The sequence below is a fragment of the Neobacillus sp. PVCKKU3 genome, from assembly GCF_058323225.1.
In genome coordinates this window covers 59,187-73,727 of record NZ_JBLVQN010000021.1, presented here as the reverse complement: position 1 = coordinate 73,727, position 14,541 = coordinate 59,187, and the positions used below count along the sequence as shown (strand labels likewise).

Genomic DNA, 14,541 nt, shown 5'->3' with positions numbered 1-14,541 from the left:
CCCCACTCTAATTTACCATATTGGTCAAAAAATATAATAAAATAAAGGTAATAAGGAGGGCGGAAAAATGAAAATTGCGATTGCGGGCGGAACAGGCTTTGTTGGCAAAGCACTTGTACATGAATTAACCAAAAACGGCCATCAGGTCATTGTTTTAACGCGAAACTCAAATCAGGATGGCCCCAGGGTTCAATATGTCCAATGGCTGCACCCAGAATCAGACCCTGCCCCGTCCCTAGCAGGAACAGATATCATCATCAACCTAGCCGGCGAATCCATAAACAGCGGCCGCTGGACCGAACAAAGAAAGCAAACAATTTTGAACAGCCGGCTCGAAGCCGTCCATGAGCTTCTAAAAATCATGAACGAATTAAACCCAAGGCCAAAAGCATTTATCAACGCCAGTGCGGTGGGGTATTACGGGACCTCATTCAAGAAGACTTTTTCAGAAGAAAACGAAGGCAGCAGCGATGACTTCTTATCGCGTACAGTCATGGAATGGGAAAAGGAAGCCGCAAAGGCAACCGAAATCGGGATTCGAACTGTTTTTTGCAGATTTGGCATTGTCCTTGATCAAGCAGAAGGTGCCCTGCCAAAAATCGCACTCCCTTATAAATCGTTTATCGGCGGGCCCATCGGGACAGGAAAGCAGTGGATGTCTTGGATTCATATTGACGACGTTGTTAAGGCCATATTCTTTATCATCGAAAATGAAACGATTCAAGGTCCGGTCAACCTTACAGCCCCAAATCCTGTCACCATGAATGAATTCGGCCAAGTGCTAAGTAAAGTCCTCAAACGGCCGAACTGGCTTCCGGTACCTAGTATCGCCCTAAAAACCCTCTTGGGGGAAATGAGCACACTGGTTGTCGATGGGCAGAGAGTACTGCCAAATAAACTTTTGGAATCCGGCTACACCTTCCAATATCCAGATTTAAAACCTGCCCTGAAAAATATATTTTCCTAAAGACAGTATCTTTCCTCATCGATAAGGCAAAAATGGTGAAGTGTACATTATGTACCATTTTTACCTAATTCAAATAGTTGAAAGGAATGAGCATGATGTCAGAAAATAAGAAGCGCAATAAGGATCGGGAAAGAACTAATTTAACAAGTATGCAGGAGGTCGCGTACGGCCATGAGTTTAAAATGGCGGACCGGGCCGGTGGCTACACGAAACGTAAAAGATAACAACTAAAAACTTTATATAATTTTTCCATTAATGGACCCCTTGCCATTTGCAAATGCTAGTAAAGGGAGCAGGCCTTTTGCTCCACTAGTGATAAAATGAAAGGGGTTTTTTTAATGGGCCGTTCACACGGACATAAGAGTCGTGACAAAAACAAAGCCTCACTTCCACAAGTACCGAAAAATATGAAATCAGATGGACAGGACGTAGAATTCTCCAAGGAAATGGCTGATGGAGCTGATTTAGAGGCAATGGCGCGCGCAAATGCGGCAAATCAGCGCGTCAGAAATCGAAAATAATAAATGAAAACTCGCCGATTGGGGAGTCCGAAAGGACGGTTCATGGGGCGTAGTTGAATTTATACTTTTAGCAAAAAAAGAAGAAGCAGGATTCCTGCTTCTTTAATGTATTTAAAGGGGGAGTTAACGATTATTAATTGGTGCTGCCTTATTGCGTTTTTACCTCATTTACATGAGCTTTTTTGAAATAGCCTTTGATAAAAGGAACTGCATATCGGTCAAGACCGAAGTAGTAAGCTCCTGCACCTGCGAATAACAGAATCATCGCGGCTGTATAAAGAATTGGGTTCGTGCTTGTCGTACCTGCCAGCATAAAGTTCAAGTTCATAAATGCACCGGCAATCAAGGCTGGGATTGTGGCTAAACCAACGATTAAACCAAGACCGACTAACATTTCTCCCCAAGGTATTAATGTATTAAAAATTCCCACGTTAGGCATAGCGAATTGCTGTAAGAAATCTGCATACCATGCTTGAACCGCAGGGTGTTCGCCAGTTGCTGCCGCCATTGCTCCTTTTAGGAACCCTGTAGCATCGAAACCGCCAGTTAACTTATGATAACCTGCTTCTATCCATTGTAATCCAAGCCAAACACGTAATACTGTCCAAACAACAGCTGCGTAAGGAGTTTTGTACCATCTCATCATAATCATCTCCATAGTTTTTTTGTGAAGTATTTCACAAATTTAACTTTAAGTTATTCCCTTATGAAAGGGATTGATCAGCTAGCTGTGTCTTGTAAGGAAGTCTTTGTGAATTGCTTCACTATCTTCTTTACACTTTTAATATACTCTCCTGCTATTGAAAAAACAAGGGCTTTCACAGTTTCTTAACATATTAATGTTAGATATATGAAGAGATTGTGAACGCAATACAGCACGTTCCCCCTCCTCTTTTGTGAACAATGTTAATAATGTGGACAACACCAGCTAACCCCTTATAAAACCTGATTTTTACAATCAGCTTTTCTGTTAATAACTAACGGTGGATAACCGCTTTCAAAATTGTGGATAATGTGCATAACATTGTGGACTACCTATAAATACAGGACTTTAGATGTGGAAAAAACACTGGATAAATGAACGTCCATACATAACAAAAGGAGCATCACATAAAAGATGCCCCTCAATCCAACCCTATAATGCCTTCGCTTCCTCAATACCCCTCACGAGGAATTCTTCCTTACCCAGGATCGAAAAATATTGAACCGATGGTTGCCTTTGCGCAAGCTGTTCGATGTCCTTTTTGGAACCCTTTAGGACAAAGATTCCCTCAGAGATTTCATCCACCAGGGTAATCGCGGGACTGCCATATTTTTGGACCAGACCCTGGACCAGCCAGTACTCCCTCTGGTGTTCATTTTTCAATTCAATGTCCTCCCCTGAGGTTTTCAAATAATTAGATTTCGTCACGTGGCTTTGACATACGTGGACCAAATCCTCGATTATGGCACTAGCCGTTGGGTACATACCTGCGCCCGGTCCTTGAAGGGTGATTTCACCAACGATATCAGATTTTACATTTACCGCATTCTCCACTCCCTCAACATGGTAAAAAGGGTGCTCAGAGCCGACCAGAACCGGCTTCACCGTTGCCTGGATGCGGGCGCCTGACTTCCAGATGCTCGCAATATGTTTAAACCTTAACCCTAAGTTTTGCGCTGCTTCAATCAATTCACTCGTAATAGACGTAATCCCTACCCGTTCAACATCACGCCAGTCAGGCTCTTCTCCAAATGCCAGCCTGCTTAAGATCATTGTTTTATAAAAAGCATCATAGCCTTCCACATCATTGGTCGGATCCGCCTCGGCATAGCCATTTTCCTGCGCCCGCAACAAGCTTTCGGCAAATGACTGCCGTTTTTCCCTCATTTCGGTCAAGATGAAATTGGACGTTCCATTGAGGATTCCCAGGATCCGCTGGACACGATTAATTTTTAAAAGCTGACCGAGCGTTTGAATGACCGGAATCCCTCCAGCCACTGTCGCCTCAAAACCAACCGACACCTGATGCTGTTCTGCCAACTCGATAAGCTCATTCCCGTGGTGGGCAAACATCTCCTTATTCGCTGTAATGATGTGGCAGCCCCGTTGGATTGCTTTTTTCAAGTAGGAAAAAGTCGGGTCTTTATCCACGATGCATTCAATCACGACATCAAGCTTCGGCAATTGCAGAATTTCTTCGAAGTCAGTTGTCAGCAGAACATTCCCGCTAATATCCCGCGGCTTTTGCTTATTTCTAACAAGGACGGCAGCAACCTCTACTTCCTTCCCTAATTCTGCCGCCAGCTCATTGCTATGTGATTGAATCGTCCGATAAACCCCTTCACCTACCGTACCGAACCCGAGAATTGCCACATTAATTACAGACATGTCTGCCACCCCTTTATTTTTTTGAAAAATAAAAACCCTCTTCATAAGAAGAGGGCTCTATTCCTCCTCTTATCTATCAGGCTACAAATAACCTGCAGGAATTAGCACCTTTTCAAGGAATACCTTGAAGGTTGCCGGGCTTCATCGGGCCTAGTCCCTCCGCCGCTCTGGATAAGAGTATTTATTTAATTTTTCATTAAATTTCCAAAGATATATAAAAAGTATATTATCTGAATTTTCAAGTGTTGTCAATATTAAAGTGGCAAAAGGGCGACCGTTTCTTTTGCTGCTAACTTCTCAACCATGTCCAGCCATTCCTGTGGTTTATTGGAAAGCACAGAATAATAGGTAGTTAGAAAGTCTTTGACAAGTGATGCCGGTATTTCAGCGATTTCTTCCTTAATCGGCATGAAGCATAGATCAAGCCCAGACACAGCTTCCCCATTGTTTTCCCAAGACGGGTGAACATAGGCAAGGTCAAGGCGCTTATAGCCTAAATGTGACAGAACCTCACGGCGCACGTACGGGTCCATGACCTTCACACCGCCAAATTCGTGTTGCTCTACACGGTATGGGTCATAGATTTCGGCAAACATTCCGAACAGCTCCTTACCGTTTTGGGCAGCAAGCTGTTTTAAGTCTTTTAGACGATTTTCAGCTAAAAATCGGCCAAGCGAGAGGCCCGGTTTGCTGATGATCGTGAAGTCGGTCATCGCAATATTCCAGTCAGGATAATAGCGGTACTCAGTCGCACCGACGACCTGGTCCTGATTGACGGCAACGAATACGCGGATACTTGGGTCTTCTAACGGTTCTTTCCACAATTCATAATCTAGGACCTCTTCCGGTGGAAAAATCTGTCCCATTAAATCGTGAAGCTTTTTAAAATTAGGGTCTTCAATATTGGTAATGCGTTTAAATTCCATTGGTTCTGATTCCCCTTATAAATTATTTAAATGGGTTCTTCCATTCCATTAATGCCGCATTGTTAAATGATTCTTCATCCTCTAAATAGTTTCTGGCGACACCGATTGGCACACGTCCGCAGCGAAGGAGAAAGCTGATAACAGGATCCTTCAGCTCGCCCTTGATGACAGCGTCGAGATACCCTTCCGGCGTCATTTTTTCAGCCACTTTATGATACCCCGGCATCCGCCCGCCGCCAAGAAGACGGTCATACCCTTTTTCAATGACCACATGGTACATGGCATGCATCATTAATTTTCCGAGTCCCAGCTTGCGGTACTTCGGACGGACGCTGATATCGACAATGTAGAGGGTGTTGCCGTTCGGATTATGGTTGCGGATATAGCCGTGGTCGGTCACTTCTTCCCATGTATGGCTGTGATTAGACGGGTCCAACTCGACACAAACTCCGGTCAGGGAGCCCGCCAATTCCCCATTGATTTCAACGCATAATGCCCCTTCCGGAAACAGTGTCACATGATTCGTTAATTGTTCTTCATTCCACCAAAGCTCGGATGGAAAAGGAGGCGGGAAGCATTCGGACTGGATTTCGATGAGCTGATCAAAGTCCTCCATTGTGTAATTACGTATACAAACCGGCAGCGGCCGGTCCTGATCATAAACGTAAAATTCACTGCGATACATGAAAAGGCCCCCCTCGTTTTAATTCCAATCTGTATATAAATCAGTGCGGCGGTCGCGCCAGGTGGTCACAGCCCCCCGCTCGCGAACTTCGTATAGCAGTTCCAGGTCAAGATCGGCGGTTACGACCATGTCGTTGTTGATTTCCCCTTCTACTAAAAGCCCTTTTGGCGGGAACGGGATATCGTTTGGAGTGATGATGACGGCCTGGCCAAAGTTTGCCCGCATAAAATCAACCGTTGGCAGCGCACCAACCGTTCCGGTTAACACTACATATACCTGATTTTCGATCGCTCGGGCATGGCTCGTGTAACGAACGCGGTGGAAGCCGTGGCGGTCGTCCGTGCAGGATGGACAGAAAATCACGTCTGCACCCTTCGCCTTCGCCATCCGGACGATTTCCGGAAATTCAATATCATAGCAGGTTAACAGAGCAATTTTTCCTTTTTCTGTTTCAAAAATTTGAAACGAGTCCCCTGCTGCCATATTCCATTCGTTAACCTCGGTTGGCGTGATATGCAGTTTAGCCTGCTCGCCGACGCGGCCGTCTGGGTAAAATAAATGAGCAGTATTGTATAGCTTGCCATCCTTTTCAAGGACATGGGTCCCCGCAATGATGTGCATGTTGGTTTCTTTTGCAAATTTGATAAATAGTTCACGGTATTGGTTAGTAAAGCTAGGCAGGTCATTGATGGTCAGGCTTTGCCCCTGGCCATTTCCAATGGAAAGTAGTTGCGTAGTAAAGAATTCAGGAAAAAGAACAAATTCAGCCCCGAATTCTTCGGCGGTTTTTATATAATGCTCACATTGAGCGGCAAATTCCGCAAATGAGTTGATTGTGTGAAGATGGTACTGAACAACAGATACTCTAAGTTTCATTTTTCGCCTCCAGGTAAGTTATTGGAAGATAGATTCCATATTGAATTATCTTATAATCTAGCACTTTATACAAATGAAATGCATTCCAAATATGTAAGTAGATAAAAAGCCAGCAGGGGCGCTGGCTTTAATGTAGATATCCTACTAATTTCTTTCCCAAAAGGTAATTTATTTACCTATTAAACAGCTTACTGCTCTAGTTTTCCCTCAGCAAGTTTAATTTGCTCTCTTACCTGCTCTGGTGAGGTACCGCCAAAGCTATTTCGGACCGCCACCACATGCTCTGGCGCCAAAACAACGTAAATATCCTCTTCAAACAGCGTACTGAACTGCTGATATTCGTCCAGTGTTAAATCCAATAGGAATTTGCCGGATTGAATCGAGTAAAGAACAATTTTTCCAATCACTTCATGAGCCTCGCGGAATGGCAATCCTTTGCGGACGAGGTAATCGGCAATGTCAGTAGCATTAGAGAAGTCATTATTGATGGCTTTTCGCATGACATCCTTGCGGACGGTCATTGTTTCAATCATCGGTGCCAAAAGCTTCAATGAGCCTTCTAGGGTTGCCACTGTATCAAACATTCCCTCCTTGTCTTCCTGGAGGTCCTTGTTATAAGCGAGCGGCAGTCCTTTCAACACAGTCAGCAAGCCAATCAAATTGCCATACGTGCGGCCTGTTTTTCCTCGCAGAAGCTCGGGTACGTCAGGATTCTTTTTCTGCGGCATGATGCTTGATCCTGTACAGAACGAATCGTCGAGCTCAACAAACTGAAATTCCTGGCTTGACCAAATAACCAACTCCTCTGAAAGACGAGAAATATGTGTCATGATAATCGAGCCAATCGACAGGAATTCAAGGATAAAGTCGCGGTCGCTGACGGCATCCATGCTATTTGGATAAATGGTTTCAAAGCCCAATTGCTCGGCAACAATCCCACGGTTAATCGGGAAAGTTGTTCCTGCCAACGCACCGGAACCAAGCGGAAGCCAGTTCACGCGTTTCAGCGAATCCAACAGTCTCTCCTTATCGCGTTCAAACATCCAAAAATACGCCATTAAATGGTGGGCGAATGAAACAGGCTGCGCGCGCTGCAAATGGGTGTAGCCCGGAATCAGCGTTTCGACATGCTCCTTCGCTTGTCCGATAATCGCCTGCTGAACCTCTTCCACCAACGTGATCAGCTCAGTTGTCTTTGTTCTTAAATAAAGATGCATATCCGTCGCCACTTGGTCGTTCCGGCTGCGGCCTGTGTGGAGTTTCCCGCCAACAGGTCCAATCTCTTCGATTAGCTGTCTTTCAATATTCATATGAATGTCTTCATCTTCAACTAAAAATTCGACCTCGCCGCGGTCTACTTTTTCCTTAATCAATAGAAGGCCATTTTTAATTTTTTCTGCATCCTCCACCGGAATGATGCCACATTCACCAAGCATCTGCACATGGGCAAGGCTGCCTGCAATATCTTCCTTGGCCAGCTTTTGGTCAAAGGAAATCGAAGCTGTAAACTCTTCTACTAGTTTGTTAGTTTCCTTCGTAAAACGTCCGCCCCATAGCTTTGACATCTCAATGCTCCCCCTAAAATTTAAAAAGATGGGCCCTCGAAATTCAAGCTTCGAGGGCACTCCAAATTTTTTTTTCAAATAAGATTATTGTTTCACAACCGATTCTTCTTTTTTATTAACCTCAGAATATACCTTTGTTGGCAGACCCCAAAGCTTAATGAAACCAACTGCTGCATTATGATCAAATGCATCGCCTTTTGTATAAGTAGCAAGCTCTTCATTGTAAAGACTGTGAACGGATTTACGGCCGACAACCATATGGTTGCCCTTATGGAGCTTCACGCGGATGGTTCCGGAAACAACCTTTTGAGTTTCGTCAATAAACGCATCAAGAGCCGCTTTCAATGGTGAGTACCAAAGACCTTCGTAAATGATTTTCGCCATTTGCTGGTCTACCTGTGTTTTGAATTGAGTTACTTCACGAGGTAATGTCAAGAACTCCAATTCTTTGTGAGCATTGATTAAAATAAGTGCTGCTGGGTTTTCGTATACTTCACGGGATTTAATCCCAACTAATCTATTTTCGATGTGGTCGATACGGCCGACACCATGCTTGCCGCCAAGGGCATTTAACGTTTCAATCAATTGAACAAGCGGTAAAGTTTCACCATTAAGGGCTACAGGAACACCTTGTTCAAATTCGATTTCAATATATTCAGCCTGATCTGGAGCTAATTCAATTGGGTTAGTCCAATCGTATGCTGCTTCAGGTGCTTCTGCCCAAGGATTCTCGAGAACTCCTGCTTCGCAGGCACGGCCCCAAATGTTGGCGTCAATTGAGAATGGATTGTCTAAATCAACTGGAATCGGAATCCCATGTTCCTGTGCATAGGCGATTTCTTCATCACGGGTCATACCCCATTCACGAACTGGTGCAACCACCTTTAAACTTGGGTTTAAGGCTTGCACGGAAACTTCAAAGCGGACTTGGTCGTTTCCTTTACCCGTACAACCATGGGCCACCGCTGCTGCTCCTTCCTGCTCCGCTACATCAACCAATAATTTTGAAATTAATGGTCTTGATAGCGCAGAAGATAGTGGATACTTGCCTTCATATAAGCAGTTAGCTTTTAATGCAGGGATAATATAATCTTTTGCTAGCATTTCTTTAGCATCTACCATGATGGCTTTAATAGCGCCAACATTTAATGCCTTATTTTTAATAGCTTCCAAGTCTTTTCCTTCGCCGACATCAAGTCCTAGCGCGATGACATCATAGCCATATTTTTCTTGGATCCATTTAACCGAAACTGATGTATCTAAACCGCCTGAATAGGCTAATACGATTTTTTCCTTTGCCATTTTAAACGCTCCTTACATTACTGTGTATTTAAATTCATTCAACGGTATTATTATACAACAAATTTCAAAAAAAGAAAGTCTATTTCTCTAGTAAAAGTTTTAAAATTGCTTTTTGTGCATGAAGACGGTTCTCTGCTTCATCAAAAACAACGGAATGAGGGCCATCGATAACTTCTGCCGTTACCTCTTCACCGCGGTGTGCAGGCAGACAATGTAAGAAAAGATAGTCGTCTTTTGCCAGCTTGCATAGTTCTGTATTCACTTGATAGCTTTGGAATGCCTCAAGGCGTTTTGCCGTTTCTTCTTCCTGCCCCATGCTGGTCCAAACATCTGTTACGATCACATCTGCATCTTTAACCGCTTCCTGTGGATTGTTTGTAATCGTAACCGTACTTCCTGTTTGTTTCCCAAACTTGACGGCTCTCTCGGTAATTTCCTCATTTGGCAAATATCCTGCCGGGCTGGCGATGCTGATATCCATGCCTACTTTTGCAGCACCTTCCATTAATGAATGAGCCATATTGTTATTTCCGTCACCCACATAGGCAAGCTTTAAGCCCGCTAATTTCCCTTTATTCTCTAAAATGGTTAATAAATCTGCCAGGACCTGTGTCGGGTGCTGCAGGTCAGTTAAGCCGTTAATAACAGGAACGGTCGCATGCTCTGCTAATTCTTCAACCGTCTCGTGTGCAAACGTACGAATCATAATGCCGTCGACATAGCGCGATAAGACCTTTGCTGTGTCAGAAATGCTTTCCCCGCGGCCGATCTGGATATCTCTTGAACTTAAGAAAATCGCATGCCCGCCTAGCTGCAGCATTCCTACCTCAAAGGATACTCTTGTACGTGTAGATGATTTTTCAAAAATCATTCCCAGGACCTTGCCGCCCAAATGCGGGTGCGGCTTCCCTTGCTTTTGCTGGGCCTTTAATTCCTGGGCCACTTCCAGCATATAAAGAATTTCTTCTGTTGTATAATCAGCCAGCTGAAGGAAATCCTTCCCCTTCAGCTGTAATTTATTTGAATTTAATTTAACGGCTTCTAACATGAACCGCACCTTCCTTTTCCAATTGATAAAACTCACTTACAGTATGAACTGTAAAATCTGCTGCCACTGTTTTTTGCAAGTCGAGGATTGCTTTCACCGTATCAAGATGGGTGTACACCGGCACCTTATAGCGGATCGCCTGCTCGCGGATATAAAAGCCAAATTTCTGTTTGTTCCGTCCTTGATTTGGCATATTGATTACAGCTTTCATGTTTTGCTTTTTGAACAGGTCATTCACATCCTGTTCGTTTTTCACAACAGTCTCGACAACGATGCCATTGGCTGCTAAAAAGGCTGCAGTGCCTTCTGTTGCTGCAAGCTTCCATTTTCCTGCAAGCTCTTTTAGAATTGGCAGGCTTCCTGTTTTCTCACGGTCAGAAATGGAGCATAACAGGTAATCTTCTCCGGCCGTTCCACCTATGGAAGGAAGTGCCTTATTGAGAGCCTCCTGGAAAGTTCCGCCCATACCAAGCACCTCACCGGTTGACTTCATTTCCGGACCAAGCACATGGTCAACACCCTTTAACTTGCTTGATGAAAAAATTGGTGCTTTTACGGAATAGTATGCCGGTTCAGGCAGCAAACCTATTGTTTGACTTACATCCTTTAGAGTCTCGCCTAATTGAACTCGTACGGCCCATTCAATCATTGGAACACCCGTTACCTTGCTGATAATCGGCACCGTTCTTGACGAACGCGGATTCACTTCCAAACAATAGACGATATTTTCATAGACGACGAATTGGATATTCATCATGCCGATGATGGAGGTCGCCTTGGCAATTTTGGCACCGTACTCGATTAACGTCTCTTTCGTATCTGCTGTCAACGAAATCGGCGGGAATACGGAGATACTGTCACCGGAATGAACCCCTGCTTTTTCAATATGTTCAAATATTCCAGGAACGACAATATCGTTACCGTCACTGATAACATCAATTTCACACTCTAATCCTGGCATATATTTATCTACTAATAATGGCCACATTTTTTCGTTTGAATTTTTTTCAAGCTGCTGAATGTAACCAATTAATTCTTCCTCTGAAAAAATGGTAAACATGGACTGTCCGCCGATTACATAAGACGGTCTTACGAGTACCGGGTAACCAAGGTTTGTTGCCGCATTGAGCAATTCCTTAGCATTTTCAGCTGTTTTCCCTTCGATATGCGGAATATCTAGTTCCTCTAAGAGCTGATAAAATTCTTTCCGGTCTTCGAGTTGATCGACATGTTTTACAGAAGTTCCTAAAATTTTGACTCCCTCTGCTTCTAACTCATGGGCAAGATTAATAGCTGTCTGCCCGCCGAACTGAATCAGGACGCCTTCAATCTGTTCTTTTTCAATCACATGCAGAACATCCTCGGCAGCAAGAGGTTCAAAGTAAAGGCTGTCGGCAACGGAGTAATCCGTACTGACTGTTTCCGGGTTATTATTGATAACAACCGCCTGATAGCCTTTTTTCTTGATAGCCTTAGCGGCGTGTACAGAACAATAATCGAATTCGATTCCCTGACCGATTCGAATTGGACCTGAACCGATGACAAGGATTTTCGGCAAATCTTCAGCTTTCACCTCGTCAAAGCCGTGCCAAGTAGAGTAATAATATGGCGTTACAGCGTCAAATTCTGCGGAGCAGGTATCAACCATCTTATAGCCTGGTTTCAGGTTTAGTTCTTTACGCTTGCTTCTAATTTCTTTTTCAGGAACACCATAGATTTGCGACAATAGCTTATCACCAACATTGGTGCGCTTGGCTTTCTTCAGGAGTGTGTCAGGCACTTCGCTCCATTGGAAACTAGCCAATTCCTTTTCCAGGGCCACGATAGAGCTAATTTTGTGTAAAAACCACGGGTCAATCTGAGTTAGCTGCTGTACCTGTTCAAGCGTCATGCCTCTACGGAATGCTTCGGCGATGATAAACAGGCGCTGATCATTGGCCGTTTCCAAAAGCTGTACCAGGGCAGTTTCTTCTAAAGCTTGATTTGCTTCTTTGCAAAGACCGTATACATTCATTTCCATCGAGCGGATCGCCTTGTTTAGGGCACCTTCAAAAGTACGGTCAATCGCCATGACTTCGCCGGTAGCTTTCATTTGCGTCCCTAGTGTCCGGTCTGCTTCCGGGAACTTATCAAACGGGAAGCGCGGCAGTTTTACCACAATATAATCAATTGCCGGTTCAAACGAGGCAAAGGTATTGCCTGTTATCGGATTCACAATCTCATCCAAGTGATAGCCAATTGCGCATTTGGCCGCCATCCTTGCAATCGGATAACCGGTTGCTTTGGAGGCGAGTGCCGATGAACGGCTGACCCTTGGATTTACTTCGATGATGTAATATTCGTTGGATTCCGGGTGGAGTGCGAACTGAATGTTGCAGCCCCCGATAATCTCTAATTCTTTGATAACCTTTATAGAAACGTCACGGAGCATTTGATACTGAACATCTGTTAATGTTTGTGAAGGAGCAACGACAATCGAGTCGCCTGTATGAACACCGACTGGGTCCATGTTTTCCATGTTACAAACGATGATACATGTATCATTGGCATCCCGCATGACCTCATATTCAATTTCCTTCCAGCCCTTGATGCTTTTTTCCACTAATACTTGATGAATCGGGCTGGCTGCCAAACCTTTCTTCAAAACGATCTCAAGGTCTTCTTCGTTATAGGCAAAACCGCCGCCATCTCCACCGAGCGTATAGGCAGGGCGGATAATAACTGGATAGCCGATTTCGTTAACGAATGCAAGGCCTTCGTCGTACGTGTGAATTATCGCTGATTCCGGAATCGGTTCGCCGATTTGCAGCATCAAGTTCCGGAACTTCTCGCGATCCTCGCCGTTTTTGATGGAGGCAACCGAAGTTCCAAGAAGCTCCACATTATATTTTTCAAGAATTTTTTGCTCAAATAATTCAACGGTTAAGTTCAAGCCTGTTTGCCCGCCCAGGGTACCAATGACCCCGTCCGGTTTTTCTTTTTGAATGATTTTTTCAATCGTTTCTACATTAAGGGGTTCAATATAGACCTTATCGGCAACTGCCTCATCTGTCATGATGGTCGCCGGGTTGTTATTGATGAGGACAACCTCAAGTCCCTCTTCCTTCAGGGCGATACACGCCTGCGTTCCTGCATAATCAAATTCTGCAGCCTGCCCGATGACAATCGGGCCTGATCCGATGACTAGTACTTTTTTCAGGTTTTTATTTAATGGCATAACGTGTCTCTCCCACTGAAGCAATCTTGCTTACGAATTCTGTTAAAATATAAGCGGTGTCGCTTGGTCCCGGGTGCGCTTCCGGATGAAATTGCACGGTTTGAATTTGATAGTTTTTATGTGTTAGTCCTTCAATGGACTTGTCATTCACATTTCGGTAGGTGACATTGAATACCTTTTCGTCGATGCTGTTGTCGACGACTACGTAGCCATGGTTTTGGGCGGTGATTTTTACCTTTCCGGTCATTAACTCTTTCACCGGATGGTTGCCGCCGCGATGGCCGTAGGCAAGCTTTTCTGTTTTAGCTCCGTAAGCAAGGGCAATAAGCTGGTGTCCCAGGCAAATGCCTAGTGTCGGATAGTTCTGGCTTATTTTCTTGATTTCCGGGAACCATTTTTGCAGTGACATTGGGTCCCCAGGGCCGTTGCTGATGAGGACTCCATCTGGATCTATAGATTTTATTTTTTCAAAAGGTGTGTTGTAAGGAACAACCGTTACCGCGCAATTTTCTGCTAAAAGAGCGGTAAGGATCGATTTTTTATAACCGAAATCCATTAAGACCACATGCGGGCCGTTATTTTTGAAAAATTGCACCTTTTTCGTGGATACTTGGTCTACCCATAATGGTGCTTTTTCATCTTTCGTGAAGCTTGCTTCAGCCTTTTTGCTGATGAAGCCCTTAACGGTTCCGCGGCTGCGGATGGTTTTGACAAGAAGTCTTGTATCGACATTCACGATTCCGGGAACGCCGGCCTGTTTTAATTTGTCAGAAAACTTTTGAAAGGATTGATAATGGCTCGGTGTTTCACATAAGTCACCGATGACAACCCCCGCAAGTGCCGGTGAAATACTTTCATCATCCAAGGCGTTGATTCCATAGTTTCCGATAATCGGATAGCAAAATGTAATGATTTGTCCAGCGTAGGACGGGTCAGTGATAATTTCCTGATAGCCGGTCATGCTTGTATTAAAAACTACTTCCCCGAGAGATTCCTTATTTGCGCCGATTAGCACACCTTCAAATACTTCTCCCGTTTCCAAAGTAAGATATCCCTGTTCCAA

Annotated in this window: 13 protein-coding genes and 1 riboswitch; of the genes, 3 read left to right on the top strand and 10 right to left on the bottom strand. The window is 44.3% G+C overall.

Translation table 11 applies throughout. The features are described 5' to 3' along the window. The first annotated feature begins 67 nt into the window (after positions 1–67). The 3 genes from ACNQGS_RS15560 (at position 68) to ACNQGS_RS15550 (ending at position 1,488) form a co-directional block, all read left to right on the top strand. Positions 68–967 (top strand): TIGR01777 family oxidoreductase, encoded by a 900-nt coding sequence (locus ACNQGS_RS15560; RefSeq protein WP_491488113.1) that lies wholly within the window; start codon positions 68–70, stop codon positions 965–967. A 95-nt stretch (positions 968–1,062) separates the two neighbouring features. Further along, positions 1,063–1,191 carry a YfhE family protein gene (locus ACNQGS_RS15555; RefSeq protein ID WP_213118037.1) on the top strand — a complete coding sequence of 43 codons (129 nt, stop codon included), beginning with the start codon at positions 1,063–1,065 and terminating at the stop codon, positions 1,189–1,191. Between the two features lie 114 nt (positions 1,192–1,305). Further along, on the top strand, positions 1,306–1,488 hold the full coding sequence (locus ACNQGS_RS15550; protein WP_213118038.1) for a YfhD family protein: 183 nt from the start codon (positions 1,306–1,308) through the stop codon (positions 1,486–1,488). A gap of 148 nt (positions 1,489–1,636) precedes the next feature. Here ACNQGS_RS15550 and ACNQGS_RS15545 read toward each other — a convergent pair whose 3' ends face one another. The 10 genes from ACNQGS_RS15545 to ACNQGS_RS15500 all read right to left on the bottom strand — a co-directional run bounded on the left by ACNQGS_RS15545 (position 1,637) and on the right by ACNQGS_RS15500 (position 14,541). Beyond that, on the bottom strand, positions 1,637–2,131 hold the full coding sequence (locus ACNQGS_RS15545) for a DoxX family protein (RefSeq protein ID WP_213146778.1): 495 nt from the start codon (positions 2,129–2,131) through the stop codon (positions 1,637–1,639). Positions 2,132–2,623: 492 nt separating this feature from the next. Further along, entirely contained in the window at positions 2,624–3,859 is a 1,236-nt protein-coding gene (locus ACNQGS_RS15540) for a homoserine dehydrogenase (protein ID WP_491488112.1), read from the bottom strand. Between the two features lie 66 nt (positions 3,860–3,925). Beyond that, positions 3,926–4,037: riboswitch (SAM riboswitch) on the bottom strand. A gap of 76 nt (positions 4,038–4,113) precedes the next feature. Then, positions 4,114–4,785 (bottom strand): GNAT family N-acetyltransferase, encoded by a 672-nt coding sequence (locus ACNQGS_RS15535; RefSeq protein ID WP_491488111.1) that lies wholly within the window; start codon positions 4,783–4,785, stop codon positions 4,114–4,116. A gap of 22 nt (positions 4,786–4,807) precedes the next feature. Continuing rightward, complete coding sequence (locus ACNQGS_RS15530; RefSeq protein ID WP_491488110.1) at positions 4,808–5,470, bottom strand: GNAT family N-acetyltransferase; 663 nt, start codon at positions 5,468–5,470, stop codon at positions 4,808–4,810. Between the two features lie 18 nt (positions 5,471–5,488). Then, positions 5,489–6,346 (bottom strand): carbon-nitrogen hydrolase family protein, encoded by an 858-nt coding sequence (locus tag ACNQGS_RS15525; protein ID WP_491488109.1) that lies wholly within the window; start codon positions 6,344–6,346, stop codon positions 5,489–5,491. Between the two features lie 188 nt (positions 6,347–6,534). Continuing rightward, the gene (gene argH / locus ACNQGS_RS15520; protein ID WP_213146687.1) at positions 6,535–7,911 is read right to left on the bottom strand and encodes an argininosuccinate lyase; all 1,377 of its coding nucleotides are present in this window, start codon (positions 7,909–7,911) and stop codon (positions 6,535–6,537) included. Positions 7,912–7,995: 84 nt separating this feature from the next. Continuing rightward, entirely contained in the window at positions 7,996–9,213 is a 1,218-nt protein-coding gene (locus ACNQGS_RS15515) for an argininosuccinate synthase (protein WP_423801291.1), read from the bottom strand. Positions 9,214–9,292: 79 nt separating this feature from the next. Next, the gene (argF, locus tag ACNQGS_RS15510; RefSeq protein ID WP_491488108.1) at positions 9,293–10,261 is read right to left on the bottom strand and encodes an ornithine carbamoyltransferase; all 969 of its coding nucleotides are present in this window, start codon (positions 10,259–10,261) and stop codon (positions 9,293–9,295) included. Continuing rightward, the gene (carB, locus tag ACNQGS_RS15505) at positions 10,245–13,478 is read right to left on the bottom strand and encodes a carbamoyl-phosphate synthase (glutamine-hydrolyzing) large subunit (RefSeq protein WP_491488107.1); all 3,234 of its coding nucleotides are present in this window, start codon (positions 13,476–13,478) and stop codon (positions 10,245–10,247) included. Before carB ends, argF begins: the two co-directional genes overlap by 17 nt. Further along, positions 13,465–14,541 (bottom strand): carbamoyl phosphate synthase small subunit, encoded by a 1,077-nt coding sequence (locus ACNQGS_RS15500; protein WP_491488106.1) that lies wholly within the window; start codon positions 14,539–14,541, stop codon positions 13,465–13,467. The genes carB and ACNQGS_RS15500 overlap by 14 nt, the downstream gene beginning before the upstream one ends.

Bases quoted from the DNA above. Each gene is read 5' to 3' on its own strand.
- ACNQGS_RS15560 (WP_491488113.1), top strand. From the start codon at position 68: ATGAAAATTGCGATTGCGGGCGGAACAGGCTTTGTTGGCAAAGCACTT.
- ACNQGS_RS15555 (WP_213118037.1), top strand. From the start codon at position 1,063: ATGTCAGAAAATAAGAAGCGCAATAAGGATCGGGAAAGAACTAATTTA.
- ACNQGS_RS15550 (WP_213118038.1), top strand. From the start codon at position 1,306: ATGGGCCGTTCACACGGACATAAGAGTCGTGACAAAAACAAAGCCTCA.
- ACNQGS_RS15545 (WP_213146778.1), bottom strand. From the start codon at position 2,131: ATGAGATGGTACAAAACTCCTTACGCAGCTGTTGTTTGGACAGTATTA.
- ACNQGS_RS15540 (WP_491488112.1), bottom strand. From the start codon at position 3,859: ATGTCTGTAATTAATGTGGCAATTCTCGGGTTCGGTACGGTAGGTGAA.
- ACNQGS_RS15535 (WP_491488111.1), bottom strand. From the start codon at position 4,785: ATGGAATTTAAACGCATTACCAATATTGAAGACCCTAATTTTAAAAAG.
- ACNQGS_RS15530 (WP_491488110.1), bottom strand. From the start codon at position 5,470: ATGTATCGCAGTGAATTTTACGTTTATGATCAGGACCGGCCGCTGCCG.
- ACNQGS_RS15525 (WP_491488109.1), bottom strand. From the start codon at position 6,346: ATGAAACTTAGAGTATCTGTTGTTCAGTACCATCTTCACACAATCAAC.
- argH (WP_213146687.1), bottom strand. From the start codon at position 7,911: ATGTCAAAGCTATGGGGCGGACGTTTTACGAAGGAAACTAACAAACTA.
- ACNQGS_RS15515 (WP_423801291.1), bottom strand. From the start codon at position 9,213: ATGGCAAAGGAAAAAATCGTATTAGCCTATTCAGGCGGTTTAGATACA.
- argF (WP_491488108.1), bottom strand. From the start codon at position 10,261: ATGTTAGAAGCCGTTAAATTAAATTCAAATAAATTACAGCTGAAGGGG.
- carB (WP_491488107.1), bottom strand. From the start codon at position 13,478: ATGCCATTAAATAAAAACCTGAAAAAAGTACTAGTCATCGGATCAGGC.